The sequence below is a fragment of the Indioceanicola profundi genome (assembly GCF_003568845.1).
In the GTDB taxonomy this organism is placed as follows: domain Bacteria; phylum Pseudomonadota; class Alphaproteobacteria; order Azospirillales; family Azospirillaceae; genus Indioceanicola; species Indioceanicola profundi.
Window position 1 is genome coordinate 1,762,082 of sequence record NZ_CP030126.1, and the last position, 15,514, is coordinate 1,777,595.

The following is a 15,514-nucleotide window of genomic DNA, read 5'->3' on the forward strand; positions in this document are numbered from 1 at the left end:
GCGCTTGTTACGGATGCTGTGACACAAGGTGGTAAACGTCTCCATCAGGCTGGCAGCCCTACCCCTCCCTGCCATATAAGCGGCTAAGCTTTTAGGGAGGATCGATGCCGTGCGGTATGGAAAGCTGGAAGTGATCTGCGGCCCGATGTTCTCGGGCAAGTCGACGGAGATCCTGAAGCGCGCCATCTGGTACACGCACGGGACCGGCACCCGGATCATGCTGCTGAAGCCCGCCTTCGATGTGCGGTACGGGGCGGACAGGGTGGTCAATCACGACGGGGTCGGCTTCGACGCCGTTCCCATCAGTGAAATGCCGGCCGTCCCCGACGATGTCGCCGCCGTCTTCGTCGACGAGGTGCAGTTCTGTTGCGAGCCCCATTTCAGGGGCGACATCGTGGAGAGCATCCGCGCGCTGCTGGACCGCGGAATCGATGTGGCGGTAAGCGGCCTGGATACTGACTGGAAGGGCCGGCCCTTCATCGTGACGGCTACCCTGGCCGGCATGGCGGACAGCATCCAGAAGCTGCGCTCCCGCTGCGCCATCTGCGGCCACGACGCCAGCAAGAGCTTCAAGAAGCACGGCAATGAGCGCACGGTGGAGCTGGGTCAGGCAGACCTCTACGAGCCCCGCTGCAATGCCCACTGGCACGACCACAGCCCCAGGCCGGGCCGTGAGCTGACGCTGGAAATCTAGCTCCGCCTCACGCCGCCCTGGCGCTCCCCGTCAGGTCCTGCTCCGCAGCGGTCCAGGCCGCGACAGCGGGCGGGATCGGGGGTGAAACGGCATCGGGCACGCCGGCAGCGGTCAGAAGCTCGGCCACCGGAACGGTGCCCTGGGCGCCGACGAACACGCCGCGCCCGATGGCGATGGCGGCCACCTCGCCGTCCATCGTCTCGAAGACGTGTTCCAGGTATATCCACTTGCCGTCCCAGCCCATGACCCGGCTCTTCAGCCGGAACGGCTGGAAGGGCCGCAGTTCGCGGCGGTAGCGGATCATCATGCTGCCCAGCACCGGCGACCAGCGCCGCTTCCACATCAGCCGCCCCATGCCGGTGCGGATCAGCAGGTCCAGTCGGCCCAGATCCATCATCGACGGATAGCGGGCATTGGTCATGTGCAGGTTCGGATCGCAATCCGTCGGCCATACCCGCAGCACCAGCTCCGACACCGCCAGCGGGTGCAGCCGCTTCCTGAACCACAGGGCGGCGAGGACGGTCTTGAGCAGGCGGAGCAGGAGATTCATGGGGCCAAACGTAGGTCGCGAGGAGCGGAGCGCATCGCGACATTGCCGCAGGCATGGGGCGCGGTAAATGTCGCAATGCGCTTCGCTGCTTGCGACCTACGGGCCGGAATGAAAAAGGGCCCCGGCGTTTCCACCGGGGCCCTTGCTGCCGTCAGCCTCAGAACTGGTCGGCGTCCAGCGACATCAGGGTCTTGCCGCCGGCCATCAGGCTCTTGAATCGGGCATCCGCCTCGGGAAGCATCTTCTCCATGAAGAAGCGGGCGGTCTTGATCTTGGCGTCGTAGAAGGACTGCTTGCCGTCCGAACCCTCCGCCATCTTCTCCTGAGCCACCTTCACCATCTTCAGCCACATCCAGCCCAGGCTGACCAGGCCGAAGATGCGCAGATAGTCTGTGCTGGCCGCACCGGCCTCATCCGGGCGCGCCATGCCCTTCTGGGCGATGATGGCGGTGGCCTGCTGGAGCTTCCCGAACGCCTTGGAGAGCGGGATCACGAACTCCATCAGGGCCGGGTTGGACATGCTGGATTCCAGCTCCGCCTGCATCGGGTGGAAGAAGCGGCGGAGCAGGCGGCCCATGTTCTGGGGCATCTTGCGGCCGACCAGATCCAGCGCCTGGATGCCGTTCGCCCCCTCATAGATCATGGCGATGCGGGCATCGCGGACGAACTGCTCCATCCCCCATTCGCGGATGTAGCCGTGGCCGCCATAGACCTGCTGCATGTTGGTCGCGACCTCGTACCCCATGTCGGTGAAGTAGGCCTTCACCACCGGGGTCAGTAGGGCGACGAAATCCTCCGCCTCCTGCTGCACCTTCGGGTCGGGGTGACGCTCATACATGTCGATCAGCATGCCGACCCAGTAGCCGAGCGCGCGCCCACCCTCGACGAAGGCCTTGCCGGCCAGAAGGTTCTTGCGCACGTCCGGATGCACGATGATCGGATCGGCGGGTTTCTCCGGAGCCTTGGCGCCGCCGAGGGAGCGGCCCTGGAGCCGGTCCTTGGCGTAGGCGAGGCCGTTCTGATAGGCCACGGCCGCGATGCCCAGCCCCTGCATGCCGACGCCCAGGCGGGCGGCGTTCATCATGGTGAACATGGCGCGCATGCCCTTGTGGGGCTCACCCACCAGCCAGCCGGTGGCGTCGTCGAAGTTCATGACGCAGGTGGCGTTGGCCATGATGCCCATCTTGTGCTCGATGGACCCGCACATGACGCCGTTGCGCTGGCCGGGCTCGTTGTTCTCGTCCGGTAGGAACTTCGGGACCAGGAACAGGCTGATGCCCTTGGTGCCAGCAGGAGCATCTGGCAGCTTCGCCAGCACCAGATGGATGATGTTGCTGGTGAGGTCATGCTCACCGGCGGAGATGAAGATCTTGGTTCCGGTCACCTTGTAGCTGCCATCGCCGGCCGGGACGGCCTTGGTCTTGATCAGGCCGAGGTCGGTGCCGCAATGCGGCTCCGTCAGGCACATGGTGCCGGACCACTCGCCGGACGCCATCTTGGGCAGGTACTGGGCCTTCAGTTCCTCATTCGCATGGGTGTGGATGGCGTTCATCGCCCCCTGCGTCAGACCCGGATACATGGCGAACGCCATGTTGGCCGAGTTCATCAGCTCTTCCATCACGAAGGTCAGCGTGTGGGGAAGACCCTGGCCGCCATACTCCGGATCGAATGACAGGCCCTGCCAGCCACCCTCGACATACTTGTCGTAGGCTTCCTTGAAGCCCTTGGGCGTGCGCACGACGCCGTTCTCGTAGTGGCAGCCCTCCTCATGGCCGGAGCGGTTCAGCGGCTGCAGCTCGTTCTCGCAGAGCTTCGCCGCCTCCTCCAGCACCGCGGAGATGAGGTCGGGGCTGGCATCGCCCAAGCCAGGAAGCTGGGTCAAGGACTGGGCGTTCAGAACATCGTTGAGGACGAAACCGATGTCCTCGAGCGGGGCCTTGTAGACGGGCATGGATCGTTCCTTTCTCGCATCCATCCTCCCCTCCCCCACCGCGCCGGCACCGGCGTCCGCGGACCGATCCGGATTCGAAACGATGGGCGATGGGAGGCTTGTCGGGTTTCGATGAAGGGTTCGGCCTCACGGCCGGTACATACTCTTAATTACCGTCATCCCGGCGAAAGCCGGGACCCAGAGCCACCAGAACCGCCCTTGGGACTCCTGGGTCCCGGCTTTCGCCGGGATGACGGTTGGAGAGAATGGCGGGGCCGGAGATCACTCCGGCCCCGCCTGAACCTCAGTTCCGCAGCGGCTTGCCCGTCTCGAGCATGTGCTCGATGCGGTCGATGGTGCCGGGGGTCTTGACCAGCGCCATGAAGTGCTTGCGCTCCAGGGCGTAGAGCTCGTCCTCCGTCACCACCCGGGTGATGTCGGTCTCGTCGCCCGACAGCACGGACGCCACGGCCTTGGAGACCACCAGATCGTGCGGCGTCGCCTTGCCCTGCAGGGCGAAGCCTTCCACCGCCATCTCCAGCGCCACCTTGGCGGTCGGGCCGGGCAGGCGGATTTCCACCGGCTCCGGCACCTTGTAATCCTTCGCCAGTTCCAGCGCCCGCGCCTTGGCGTCCGCGAGCAGCCGGTCCTTGTTGAAGGTGATGCCGTCCGTGGGCTTCAGGAACAGCAGCTCCTTGGCCTCGAAAGCGGATTTGGCGACCTTTGCGGTACTGATGGTCTCGAAGGCCTGGGCCACCGGCGGCATCGGTCCGCCGGGGCGCTTCTTGTTGACCGTGTGGCGGATCAGCAGCTCCTTGCACCCGCCCCAGCCCGGCAGCAGCCCGACGCCGACCTCGACCAGGCCGATATAGCTCTCGGCATGGGCCTGGACGGCGCTGGAGTGCAGCAGGATCTCGCACCCGCCGCCCAGCGCCATGCCGGACGGTGCCGCGACGGTCGGGAACGGCGCGTATTTCAGCGCCTTGTAGGTCATCTGGCCTTCGGTGATGGACTGCTCCACCTGCGGCCAGAGGCCGATGTTCAGGGCGAACAGGGCCAAGCCCAGATTGGCGCCGACGGAGAAGTTGCTGGCTTCGTTATGCACGACCAGCGCCTTGTAGGGGCCGGACTTGCCGTCGCCGATGATCTCCATCGCCTTGCGGATCATCGCCATGATGTCCGCGTCCAACGCGTTCATCTTGGAGGTGAACTCCAGGCACAGCACGCCGTCGCCGATATCCCAGAGGGAGGCGGAGCCGTTCTTCTGCACCGGCTTGGAGGCCCGCTTGATGTCCGAGAGCAGCAGCACGCCTTCCGCCCGCTCGACGTCGCGGTACTCGCCATCCGTGCCCAGGAACTGGAGCTTGCCGTTCTCCACCCGGTAGAAGGACCGGCCCGCGGCGAGCTTCAGCAGCTCCGGTACCCGCTTGCCCTCGGCCGCCAGCCGCTCGGCGAACCAGTCGGCGCCGAGCTGGTCGATCATCTCGAACGGGCCGAACTTCCAGGCGTAGCCGAGGCGCATGGCCTCATCCACCTCCACCACCGTATCTGCGATGGCGGGGACGAGGTCGGCGGCGTAGGTCAGGGCCTGGGACAGAACGCGCCAGGCATACTGGCCGCCCTTGTCCGGATGCGAGACCAGCGCCTTCAGGCCGCGGGCCCTGGCGGAGTCCAGCGACGGCTTCTCCGACGGGCGGTACTGGCCGGTCTTGAGGTCCAGCGCTTCCTTGGCGCGCTTGCCGTCCGGCAGCTTCTGCATGCGGTAGAAGCCGCCCTTGCCCTTGCGGCCGGTATAACCCTCCGCGATCAGCTTCTCGACGATCGGGTCCTGGCGCACGATGCGGCGGTAGTCGTCATCCGCCGGAAGGGTGGACAGCAGCGACTTGGAGATCAGCGGGCCGAGGTCCAGACCCACCAGATCGATCAGGCCGAACACGCCGGTCTTGGGCAGGCCCATCGGCTTGCCGGCGATGGCGTCCGCCTCCTCCACCGTCAGGCCGCCATCGGCGGCCTCGTTGGTGGCGGCCTGCATGAAGTAGGTGCCGATGCGGTTGGCGATGAAGCCCGGCGTGTCCTTGCAGCGGACGACACCCTTACCCAGCGTCACGTCGCAGAACTGGGAGACGGTGTCGATCACCTCCTGCTTCGTGCGCTCGCCCTTCACCACCTCCAGCAGGCGCATGTAGCGCGGCGGGTTGAAGAAGTGGGTGATGCAGAAATCCTGGGCGAAACGGTCCGTCTGGCCTTCCAGCAGCACGTTCAACGGGATGGTTGAGGTGTTGGAGGAGACGATGGAACCGTCCTTCCGCACCTTCTCCAGCCGCTGGTAGAGGTCGTGCTTGATCTTCGGGTTTTCGAGCACGGCCTCGACGATCCAATCCACGTCGCCCAGCTTTTCGAGGTCGTCCTCGATATTGCCGGGAGTGACGAGGCTGGCGGCCTTCTTGTGCATGAAGGGGGCCGGATCGGTCTTCAGCATCTTTTCGATCGCCGTCTTGGCGATCACCGAGCGGTCACCGCCCTGCTCCTTCACCGCGTTCGGCACGATGTCCAGCAGGTAGACGGGGATGCCGGCATTGGCGATGTGGGCGGCGATCCCGCTGCCCATAACGCCGGCGCCGATCACGGCGGCTTTCTTGATCTGCATGGGTCTTCTCCCGTTCCGCTTGGATCAGACCGCTTCCAGGACCGTGGCGATGCCCTGGCCGCCGCCGATGCACTGGGTGGAGAGTGCCAGGCTCTTGCCCTCGCGCTGCAGCAGGGCGGCCGCCTTGCCGGTGATGCGGGCGCCGGTGGCCCCCAGCGGATGGCCCAGCGCAATGGCGCCGCCGTCGATGTTCACCTTGGACTGGTCGAAGCCCAGCTCACGGGCAACCGTCATGGACTGCACGGCGAAGGCCTCGTTGCTCTCGATGATGTCGAGGTCCTTCACCGTGATGCCGGCGCGCTCCAGCGCCTTCCTGGTGGCCGGCACCGGACCGTAGCCCATGATGGTCGGATCGCAGCCGGCAACCGCGATGGAACGGATCTTGGCAAGCGGCTTCAGCCCATGGGCGCGGGCGAAATCCTCCGAGCAGACCAGCGTGGCCGACGCGCCGTCGGTCAGCGGGCTGGAGGTGCCGGCGGTCACGGTGCCCTCGGCGTCGAAGGCGGGCTTCAGGGTGGAGAGACCCTCGGCCGTCGTCTCCGGACGGATGCAGCCATCCTGGCTCACCAGCTTGGAACCGGCCTGGATCGGGATGATCTCCGCCTCGAAGCGGCCCTCCTCGCGGGCCTTGGCGGCCTTGCGGTGGGACTCGGCGGCATAGGCCTCCTGGTCCGCGCGGGTGAACTGGTACTTGCGCGCCAGATTCTCCGCGGTGATGCCCATGGACATGTAGGCGCCGGGGTTGGACTGCACCAGACCCGGATTCGGCATCGGGTTGAAGCCCATCATCGGCACGCGGGTCATGCTCTCCACGCCGGCACAGATGAAGGCCTCACCGGCATTGAGCTGGATGGCGCCGGCGGCCATGTGGATAGACTGCATGGAGGAGCCGCAGAAGCGGTTCACCGTGGTGCCCGCCACCGACTGCGGCAGGCCGGCCAGCATGCCGATCAGCTTGGCGACGTTGAAGCCCTGCTCGCCTTCCGGGAAGGCGCAGCCGACGATCAGGTCCTCGATCTCCTTCGGGTCCACGCCGGTCTTCTCCAGCAGGCCCTTGACCACTGCGGCGGCCATGTCGTCCGGGCGGACCTTGGTCAGCTCGCCCTTGTTTGCCAGATGGAAGGGGGACCGGACATAACCGGCAATCACGACGTTCTTCATCGCTCTGCGCTCCTCGCCTGGAGATTTCCCGGCCCGGGTTCAGCCCGCGGCGCCGGTGGTGGTTTCAGTCGGTATTGGTTGGAACTGGGATTTCCTATGCGGATCGTCAGTCCGGCGGCCGGGGATCACTCCTCATCGGGCAGTGCTCCCTGACGCCGGAGATGGTCCACGATCTGGCGGTCGTTTTCCTTCAGCTCCGCCAAGGTCTGCTGCACATCGCGGAGCTGCTGTTCCAATTGCGTGATGCGCTTGCGGCCCAGTACCAGGGCATAGCGCATCTGCTCGACCTGACGCCGTTCCGGGTCGTAAAGGTCGATGAATTCCTTGATCTCCTGGACGGAGAAGCCGAGGCGCTTGCCCCGGCAGATCAGCTTGAGACGGGCGCGGTCCTTGCGGCTGTAGACACGGGACTGCCCCTGACGGGCCGGGGACAGCAGCCCCTCATCCTCATAGAACCGCAGGGTGCGGGGCGTGAGGCCGAATTCATCGGCAAGCTCACTGATCGTGTAGGTCCGTTCCCCGGTCGCCGTGGACATTGGCGGCTTCCTCCCGTCGAGCATGACCATGCCTGCCCTGTCAGCCGGCCCTGCATGGAGCCTTGCCTTACGTTTACGTAAAGGTAAGTGACCGGCGGCGCGCTGTCAACGGGTCGATGACCGCCCCGTCAAGCGCCCCCGAACCAGCGGCCCGGATCAGGCAACCTTTCGCAAGGCGGTTCGGCCGTCCAGCCGGTCCAGTTCGGCCCGCAATGCCCGGTCCTGGGGAAGACGCTGACACATGGCGGAGAGAAGGGTCTTGGCATCCATTATCCGCTCCTGGCGCTCGAATACCCAGGCAAGGGCGATGGCGGCCTCCGCATGGGTGGGTTCGGCTGCCAGGATGCCGGCGAGCAGACGGCCCGCCTCCTCCAGCCGGTCGGAGGACAGCAGCAGGCCGGCGAGGTTGAATGCCGCTTCCATATGGCGGGGACGGATAGCCAGGACGTGGCGGAAGCAGAATTCCGCCTCCCCCGCATGACCCATCTGCCACAACGTCATTCCAAGCCCGGCCTGCGCCTCCACCGACGAGGGGCGCAGGTCAAGGGCCGTACGGAAGCTCATCTCCGCCTCCAGCATGCGGCCCTGCTCAAGCATGGTCCGGCCCAGACCGATATGGGCTGCAGGACTGCGCGGATCTGCCCGCAGGGCGCTGCGGAACGCCTCCTCGGCGGCTTCCGCTTTCCCGCTGCCCAGAAGCAACAGGCCCCGGCTGGTCGGATAATCCGCGCTGCCGGGATCGAGGTCGCCGGCCCGGGCAAAGAGCTGGATGGCCTCCTGCGGCTGGTCACGTCGCAATGCGATGATGCCCATCAGATGCACGGCCGCCGCATGCTCGGGGGAGGATTCCATGGCCATGCGGCAGCCCGATTCCGCCTCGTCCAACAGGCCGGCCTGGAGCTGCTGGCGGGAGAGGCTGAGGCATTCTTCCACATCGCACATCGTTCTGATCCCCTGCTGACCGACTTCTGCCGGCATCGGGAACTCAGCAATGGGCGTGCCAGAAGTGGTACCTACCTGATCACAGGGATTACGGCCGTATGCGGCGCTATAGCAGGCATTTCCTGCCGGGCGAATCCGGTCGGGCGGCAAAGCTGGCCGGTACGCAGGTGGGGATCAATGAAATGAAGCCCGGCATGGTGAACCATGCCGGGCCTCGGAGAATGCGCAGGGCCTTGTTGCCGTGCCCGGACTCAGCCGCTGAACCTGTTGTTCTTCGGGAAGCCGTTGGGAGGAAGCTTGCCGACGCTGCCGCGGAAGGCGATCCAGCCGCCCAGTTCCGGCATGGAAACCGTCCGGGTCCGTTCGCCCAACTGCCAGGTCAACCCTTCCTCCAGCTTGAAGGTCTTCACGTCCGCCAGACTGGCATCCTTGTACTTCTGAAGCTGCACGCCCTTGCCGCGGGCAAGAGACGGCAACTCCTCCAGCTTGAAGACCAGGAGCTTGCGGTTGTTGCCGATCACGGCTACCGCATCCCCCTCCACCGGCACGCAGAGCGCAGCCACGGCGCCATCGCCGGTGGTCAGCACCTGTTTGCCTGCACGGGTCTGGGCAATGACGTCATCCGACGGCACCTGGAAGCCGCGCCCGTCGCTGGACGCCACCAGCAGCACCTGCCCCGGCTTGTGGACGCGGAGATTGACCACCTCCGCATCGCCCATATCGACCATGATGCGGATCGGCTCGCCGAAGCCGCGGCCACGGGGCAGCTTGTCGGCCCCAAGCGTGTAGAACTTGCCGGTGCTGGTGAACAGCAGCAGCTTGTCCGTGGTCTCCGCATGCAGGACGAAGCCGGCCTGATCGCCTTCCTTGTATTTGGCCTCCGCAGCCTCCGCCGGCGGGATATGACCCTTCACGGCCCTGATCCAGCCCTTCTCCGACAAGAAGACGGTGATCGGCTCACGCTCGATCAGCGCGTCCACCGGCACGACGATCTCGGCCGGGGCCTCGCCCACCTCGGTCCGGCGTTCACCCAGTGCGGTTGAGCGGCCGAACTTCTTGTCGATGTCGGCCACTTCCTTCTTGATGGTCTTCCAGCGCTTGGCCGGGTTCTCCAGCAGCTCCAGCAGCTCCGTCCGCTCCTTCGTCAGGGCGTCGTGCTCCTTGCGCAGCTCGAACTCCTCAAGCTTGCGCAGGCTGCGCAGCCGCATGTTCAGGATGGCTTCGGCCTGAACGTCGGTCAGATCGAAGGTGCGCATCAGCTCCCTCTTGGGCTCATCCTCCTCGCGGATGATGCGGATCACCTCATCCAGGTTCAGATAGGCGATCAGATAGCCGCCCAGCACTTCCAGCCGGTGGTCGATCTTGCCCAGCCTGTGGCGGGAGCGCCGCTCCAGAACCTCCATCCGGTGGTCCAGGAAGGCGAACAGGGCCTGGCGCAGGTTCATCACCCGCGGCACCAGCCCGCCATCCAGCACATTCATGTTCAGGCTGAAGCGGGTTTCCAGGTCGGTGGCCCGGAACATCTGCTCCATCATCACGGCGGGATCGACGTTCCGGCTCTTCGGCACCAGGACCAGCCGGATATCCTCCGCCGACTCGTCGCGCACATCCTCCAGCAGGGGCAGCTTCCGCTCCGCCAGCAGCTCGGCGATCTTCTCCACCAGCCGGGACTTCTGGACCTGATAGGGAATGTGGGTGACCACCACCTGCCAGGTGCCGTTGGCCAGCGGCTCCTTCTCCCACTTGGCGCGGGTGCGGAAGGCGCCGCGGCCGGTGGCGTAGGCCTCGATGATGGCGTCCCGGCTCTCCACCAGCGTGCCGCCGGTCGGGAAGTCCGGCCCGCGCACCCAGGATACCAGCGTCTCCGCGATCTCCCGCTCGGCCGTGAGCCTGGCGGCTCCTTCCAGGGCGATGAGCTTGCGGTCCCATTCCTCCCGCTTGACGATGCAGAGGTTCAGGGCGCCGCACAGCTCCGCCACGTTGTGGGGCGGGATGCTGGTGGCCATGCCCACGGCGATGCCCGCGGCCCCGTTGGCCAGCAGGTTCGGGAAGGCGGCCGGCATGACGATGGGCTCTTCGCCCTCGCCGTCGTAGGTGGCGCGGAAATCGACGGCATCCTCATCGATCCCGGCCAGGATCGCCTTGGACACCTCCGTCAGCTTCGCCTCGGTGTAGCGCATGGCCGCGGCATTATCGCCGTCGATATTGCCGAAGTTCCCCTGCCCCTCGACCAGCGGATAGCGTGCGGCGAAGTCCTGTGCCAAGCGCACCAGCGCGTCATAGACAGACTGGTCGCCATGGGGGTGGAACTTGCCGATCACGTCGCCGACCACGCGGGCCGACTTCTTCGGCGGCGTGGATGGGTCCAGCTTCAACTGGCTCATGGCGAAGAGCAGCCGGCGGTGAACCGGCTTCAGCCCGTCACGCACATCCGGCAGGGAGCGGGAAACGATGGTGGAGAGGGCATAGGACAGGTAACGCTCACCCAGCGCATCGGCGAGGCGCTTGTCCAATATCTCAAAAGCTGCGTCTGTCATCCCTCGTTTATACCAGATTTTGTGTGCGTTCGGGTATAGCGTTCTGCGAAACGGACCCGCGCCGGCGGCACTTCCACATGGCGTTGGGCGAAGACGTGGCGGTCCAGGAAATGGCCGGTCAGGTCCAGGCCCTGCTTCACCTCTTCCGGCCCGCCGGCGCTCAACCCCACCAGGAAGCGGGGCAGCGGCAGCAGCTTCTCCTTGAAGGGCTCCGCCGCGGAGAGGGAGACGGCGCGGCCGGTCCTGGGGCTCACATAGGCGAGTTGGTCGTTCTCGGCAATGCCGGTCGCGGCGCATCGCTCCAGGTCCAGGCCGAAGCCCAGCTCCTCCAGCAGACCGATCTCCCACCGCACATAAATCTCCGCCCACACCTCCGTCTGGAGGGCGGCGAAGAGGGCCAGTGTCGCGTCATAGAGGCCGGGATGAGGCTCCCGCTCCGCCAGCCCCGCATCCAGCAGGGCGCAGGCCGAGGATAGGGCCGCCAGCCGCAACGGCTCGTCCAGCAGGCCCGCGGCGGTGGCCCTCTCCATCTCCAGCGTATAGTGGCCGAGCTGGTCGGCCAGACGGGCGCGCCAGCGCGCGGCGACACGGCTGCCCGGCTCCAGGACCGGCCGCATGGCCCTGCCCTGCCCGCCATGCACCAGACCGGCGTGGCGTCCGTGTTCCCGTGTCAGCAGAACGGCCGTTGACGCCGTCTCCCCATGGGGGCGGTTGGAGAGAACGATGCCCTCATCGATCCAGTCCATGCCTCAGCCCCCGTTGCCGGTCACGCGTTGAAGTCCAGCCCCCAGGTCTCGTACCGCTCCGGGTCGTCGGTCCAGTTCTCGCGAACCTTCACGAACAGGAACAGGTGGACGCGGCGGTCCAGGATTTCCTCCAACTCGGCCCGGCTGGCAGCGCCGATCTGCTTGATACGGCTGCCGCCCTTGCCCAGCACAATGGCTTTCTGGCTGTCGCGCTGGACATAGATGACCTGGGAAATCTTGGCGCTGCCATCCTCGAACTCCTCCCACGCCTCGGTCTCCACCGTGGCGGCGTAGGGCAGCTCCTGATGCAGTTGCAGGAAGATTTTCTCCCGCGTGATCTCCGCCGCCAGCAGCCGTGACGGCATGTCGGAAAGCTGGTCGGACGGGTAGAGCCAAGGTCCTTCCGGCACATTCGCCGCCAGATGATCGCGCAGCTGCTCCAGCCCGTCGCCGGTCATGGCGGAGATCATGAAGATGTCGGTGAAGATGCCGTGCTCCTGGAACTCGGCCGTCAGGGCCAGCAGCTTCTCCGGCTTGATCAGGTCGATCTTGTTCAGCGCCAGGATGGCCTTGCGCCCATCTTCCTTCATGCGGGCGAGGATGCCGCGCGTATCCTCGTCGATCCGCGGGCGCGAGGCGTCATAGAGCACGACGATCAGGTCGGCGTCCGTCGCCCCTTGCCACGCCGCGGCCACCATGGCGCGTTCCAGCCGCTTCTTGGGCTGGAAGATGCCGGGCAAGTCCACGAACAGCAGCTCGCTGTCGCCCACAGTGGTGATGCCCAGCACGCGGGAGCGCGTGGTCTGCACCTTGGGGCTGACGGCAGCGATCTTGGCGCCGACAAAGCTGTTCAGCAGGGTGGATTTACCGGCATTCGGAGCGCCGACCAGGGCCACGAAGCCGCAGCGCGGATGCTCCGGCTCGTAAAGCTCCTCCCCGTCATCCTCCCCTGGACCGATCCCGATGGAGAGTTCTTCGTCCCGCTCGCTCATTGCTTTCCAGTCCCGATCTGACGGAGGAGATCTCCTGCCGCCTGCTTTTCCGCAATCCGTTTCGACGCACCTTTGGCCGTCGCCGGCGGGTGGCCCTTGACGGTAACGCGCACTTCGAACACCGGCGCGTGGTCGGGGCCGGTGCGCGACACCGTTTCGTAAACGGGTAAACCCAGCCCCCGGCCCATGGCCCACTCCTGAAGCGCGGTCTTCGGGTCCTGCGGCGGCGCCGCCGCTGCATTCTCCAGCGTTCCGGCCCAGGCCTTGCGGATGAAGCGCCGAGGCACCTCAAGCCCGCCATCCAGGTACAACGCCCCGATCACCGCCTCGCACGCGTCGGCCTGGATGCCGGGGTTTACCTTGCCATGCTCCTCATGCTCCGACGGGGCGAGGCGCATATAGCGGCCGAGGTCCAGGCGCTCCGCCACCTTGGTCAGCGTCTCCGCCCGGACCAGGGCCGTATGCCGGCGCGCCAGCGCCCCCTCCGGCTCGTCGGGGAAGCGTTCCAACAGCCATTCCGCGATGATCAGGCCCAGGACACGATCGCCCAGGAACTCCAGCCGCTCATAGACCCGCACCTTGGCGCGGCGGTCCAATCCCGCCATGCTCGGGTGCGTCAGCGCCTCTTCGAGCCGGCTGATATCGGCGAAGCGGTGACCCAGCGCCTCCTGCAACGGTTCCATATCCGCGGGCTCATGGCCGGCGCTTTCCGCCATCACTCGACCCCGTCGAAGATACGGCTGAAGCGCAGCGAGGTCGGCCACTTCCAGAACTCCCAGAAGCGGGTGCCCTCCTCCAGCGAGAGGAAGATGATCTGTGCCGGGCCGACCAGATTCTCCATCGGAATAAAGCCGACCTGACTCAGCACCCGGCTGTCCTGCGAGTTGTCGCGGTTGTCGCCCATGGCGAAGAGATGGCCCGGCGGCACGACGAAGACCTGGGTATTGTCCAGCTCACCCTGATCGCCGAGCTGTTCCAGGATCAAGTGGCTGCGGCCGTTGGGCAGCGTCTCGCGGTACTGGGTCACGGTGATCTGCCGGCCCAGCATCTCGCCGACGACGAAATCGTCCACCCGCTCCCGCTTCACCGCCTCGCCATTGATGTGAAGCACGCCGTCGATCACCTGGATGCGGTCGCAGGGCAGGCCGATGATGCGCTTGATATAGTCAGTACGGGGATCGCGCGGCAGCTTGAACACCGCCACGTCGCCGCGCTCCGGCATCCGGCCGAACAGGCGGCCCGGCACATCGTCGCAGCTTTCCGCCTTTGCCCCCGTGACGCTCTCCGGCACCAGGATGGAGGGCATTGAGTACCAGCTGTAGCCATAGCCGAACTTGCCCACGAACAGGTAATCGCCCACCAGCAAGGTAGGGATCATGGAGCCGGAGGGAATGTTGAACGGCTCGAACGCGAAGGTCCGGATGCCGAAGGCGATCGCCACCGCGAAGATGACGGTGCGGACGGTTTCACCCCAGCCGCCATCGGTGTTCTTGCTCATTGTTCGGTCTCTGTGGCGGGGCGGGAGCCCGCGCGAAGGTGATCAGCGGTGTGGGCCGCCGGTGGAGGGGTCGGCAGTGCCGGAAGGCACCGCGTCGATGATGACATACGCCATGGCGAGCGGGAGTTCATCCGTCATCGACAGATGGATGCGCGCTTCCATGCCCGGCGGGGTAATCCGCCGCAGCCGTTCCAGCGCCCCGCCGGTGAGGTGCAGGGTCGGCTGGCCGCTGGGCAGGTTCACGACACCCATGTCGCGGAAGAATACCCCGTCGCGGAATCCGGTGCCCAACGCCTTGGCGCAGGCCTCCTTGGCGGCGAACCGCTTGGCGTAGGTGGCCGTGCGCGGGCTGTGCGGCCCGTCATCGCCGCGCCGGTCCGCCTTGCGCCGCTCGGTTTCGGTATAGACGCGATCCAGGAACCTGTCCCCGAACCGCTCGATGGACCGCTGGATGCGGCGCACGTCGCAGAGATCGCTGCCGATTCCGATGATCATACCGGTCTGCTCTCCGCCATGCGTGCCCGGTCCATCAACGCCCGCATCTGCCGGATGGACCCGTCAAGACCGGTAAAGATCGCCTCTCCTATCAGGAAATGGCCGATATTCAGCTCCACGACCGTGGGAATGGAGGCAACCGGCATGACATTGTCGAAGCGCAATCCATGACCGGCATGGCACTCCAGCCCGATGGTCTCCGCATAGGCCGCGGCGGCCTCCAGCCGGTCCAGCTCGGCCTTCACCGCCGCCGGGTCCTCCGCATCGGCATAGGAGCCGGTATGCAGCTCGACGACAGGCGCGCCCAAGGAGATGGCGGCATCCAGTTGTTCGGGATCGGGGGCGATGAACAGGGAGACCCGGATGCCGGCGGCCCCCAGCTCCTCCACATAGCGCCGCAGGTGGTCGCGCTGGCCCATCGCATCCAGCCCGCCCTCGGTCGTCCGCTCCTCCCGCCGTTCCGGCACGATGCAGACGGCGTGCGGTCGGTGGCGCAGCGCGATGGCCAGCATCTCCTCCGTCGCCGCTATCTCCAGATTCAGCGGAAGTCCGATCTGCTCCATCAGGCGGCTGATGTCGCTGTCGATGATGTGGCGCCGGTCCTCGCGCAAATGCGCGGTGATCCCGTCGGCACCAGCCTCCGCCGCCAGCAGCGCCGCACGCACCGGGTCCGGATGCGGTCCGCCGCGGGCATTCCGGACGGTGGCCACATGGTCGATATTGACGCCAAGGCGCAGGGGACGGTTCACCGGAAGCTCCTGTCGGCTCATGGAACGCGGGAAAGGA

14 protein-coding genes are annotated in these 15,514 nt (G+C 66.1%); 1 reads left to right on the forward strand and 13 read right to left on the reverse strand.

Annotated elements, in window-relative coordinates; all coding sequences use genetic code 11:
* Positions 1–109: 109 nt before the first annotated feature.
* Entirely contained in the window at positions 110–694 is a 585-nt protein-coding gene (locus tag DOL89_RS08405; protein ID WP_119678738.1) for a thymidine kinase, read from the forward strand.
* Positions 695–701: 7 nt separating this feature from the next.
* Here DOL89_RS08405 and DOL89_RS08410 read toward each other — a convergent pair whose 3' ends face one another.
* From DOL89_RS08410 to DOL89_RS08470, 13 genes are all read right to left on the reverse strand, one after another.
* A complete protein-coding gene (locus DOL89_RS08410; RefSeq protein ID WP_119678739.1) occupies positions 702–1,244 on the reverse strand; it encodes a thioesterase family protein in 543 nt (180 codons plus the stop codon).
* 157 nt (positions 1,245–1,401) lie between these two features.
* On the reverse strand, positions 1,402–3,195 hold the full coding sequence (locus DOL89_RS08415; protein ID WP_119678740.1) for an acyl-CoA dehydrogenase C-terminal domain-containing protein: 1,794 nt from the start codon (positions 3,193–3,195) through the stop codon (positions 1,402–1,404).
* Between the two features lie 283 nt (positions 3,196–3,478).
* Positions 3,479–5,821 (reverse strand): 3-hydroxyacyl-CoA dehydrogenase/enoyl-CoA hydratase family protein, encoded by a 2,343-nt coding sequence (locus tag DOL89_RS08420; protein ID WP_119678741.1) that lies wholly within the window; start codon positions 5,819–5,821, stop codon positions 3,479–3,481.
* Positions 5,822–5,845: 24 nt separating this feature from the next.
* Positions 5,846–6,982 (reverse strand): thiolase family protein, encoded by a 1,137-nt coding sequence (locus DOL89_RS08425; RefSeq protein ID WP_119678742.1) that lies wholly within the window; start codon positions 6,980–6,982, stop codon positions 5,846–5,848.
* Between the two features lie 125 nt (positions 6,983–7,107).
* Entirely contained in the window at positions 7,108–7,518 is a 411-nt protein-coding gene (locus DOL89_RS08430; RefSeq protein WP_225889729.1) for a MerR family transcriptional regulator, read from the reverse strand.
* Between the two features lie 156 nt (positions 7,519–7,674).
* Positions 7,675–8,460 (reverse strand): tetratricopeptide repeat protein, encoded by a 786-nt coding sequence (locus DOL89_RS08435; RefSeq protein ID WP_162937401.1) that lies wholly within the window; start codon positions 8,458–8,460, stop codon positions 7,675–7,677.
* 251 nt (positions 8,461–8,711) lie between these two features.
* A complete protein-coding gene (gene parC / locus DOL89_RS08440; RefSeq protein ID WP_119678744.1) occupies positions 8,712–10,997 on the reverse strand; it encodes a DNA topoisomerase IV subunit A in 2,286 nt (761 codons plus the stop codon).
* Entirely contained in the window at positions 10,994–11,743 is a 750-nt protein-coding gene (gene recO / locus DOL89_RS08445) for a DNA repair protein RecO (protein WP_119678745.1), read from the reverse strand. Before recO ends, parC begins: the two co-directional genes overlap by 4 nt.
* A 20-nt stretch (positions 11,744–11,763) precedes the next feature.
* A complete protein-coding gene (gene era / locus DOL89_RS08450; RefSeq protein WP_119678746.1) occupies positions 11,764–12,735 on the reverse strand; it encodes a GTPase Era in 972 nt (323 codons plus the stop codon).
* Entirely contained in the window at positions 12,732–13,418 is a 687-nt protein-coding gene (gene rnc / locus DOL89_RS08455; protein WP_119680326.1) for a ribonuclease III, read from the reverse strand. Before rnc ends, era begins: the two co-directional genes overlap by 4 nt.
* Before the next feature lie 32 nt (positions 13,419–13,450).
* The gene (lepB, locus tag DOL89_RS08460) at positions 13,451–14,233 is read right to left on the reverse strand and encodes a signal peptidase I (protein WP_119678747.1); all 783 of its coding nucleotides are present in this window, start codon (positions 14,231–14,233) and stop codon (positions 13,451–13,453) included.
* Between the two features lie 42 nt (positions 14,234–14,275).
* Positions 14,276–14,728, reverse strand: a complete 453-nt coding sequence (gene acpS / locus DOL89_RS08465; RefSeq protein WP_119678748.1) for a holo-ACP synthase — start codon at positions 14,726–14,728, stop codon at positions 14,276–14,278.
* Entirely contained in the window at positions 14,725–15,477 is a 753-nt protein-coding gene (locus DOL89_RS08470) for a pyridoxine 5'-phosphate synthase (RefSeq protein WP_119678749.1), read from the reverse strand. Before DOL89_RS08470 ends, acpS begins: the two co-directional genes overlap by 4 nt.
* Positions 15,478–15,514: the final 37 nt, after the last annotated feature.

Bases quoted from the DNA above. Each gene is read 5' to 3' on its own strand.
- DOL89_RS08430 (WP_225889729.1), bottom strand. From the start codon at position 7,518: ATGTCCACGGCGACCGGGGAACGGACCTACACGATCAGTGAGCTTGCC.
- rnc (WP_119680326.1), bottom strand. From the start codon at position 13,418: ATGGAACCGTTGCAGGAGGCGCTGGGTCACCGCTTCGCCGATATCAGC.
- era (WP_119678746.1), bottom strand. From the start codon at position 12,735: ATGAGCGAGCGGGACGAAGAACTCTCCATCGGGATCGGTCCAGGGGAG.
- parC (WP_119678744.1), bottom strand. From the start codon at position 10,997: ATGACAGACGCAGCTTTTGAGATATTGGACAAGCGCCTCGCCGATGCG.
- DOL89_RS08420 (WP_119678741.1), bottom strand. From the start codon at position 5,821: ATGCAGATCAAGAAAGCCGCCGTGATCGGCGCCGGCGTTATGGGCAGC.
- DOL89_RS08410 (WP_119678739.1), bottom strand. From the start codon at position 1,244: ATGAATCTCCTGCTCCGCCTGCTCAAGACCGTCCTCGCCGCCCTGTGG.
- DOL89_RS08435 (WP_162937401.1), bottom strand. From the start codon at position 8,460: ATGTGCGATGTGGAAGAATGCCTCAGCCTCTCCCGCCAGCAGCTCCAG.
- DOL89_RS08425 (WP_119678742.1), bottom strand. From the start codon at position 6,982: ATGAAGAACGTCGTGATTGCCGGTTATGTCCGGTCCCCCTTCCATCTG.
- acpS (WP_119678748.1), bottom strand. From the start codon at position 14,728: ATGATCATCGGAATCGGCAGCGATCTCTGCGACGTGCGCCGCATCCAG.
- lepB (WP_119678747.1), bottom strand. From the start codon at position 14,233: ATGAGCAAGAACACCGATGGCGGCTGGGGTGAAACCGTCCGCACCGTC.
- recO (WP_119678745.1), bottom strand. From the start codon at position 11,743: ATGGACTGGATCGATGAGGGCATCGTTCTCTCCAACCGCCCCCATGGG.
- DOL89_RS08415 (WP_119678740.1), bottom strand. From the start codon at position 3,195: ATGCCCGTCTACAAGGCCCCGCTCGAGGACATCGGTTTCGTCCTCAAC.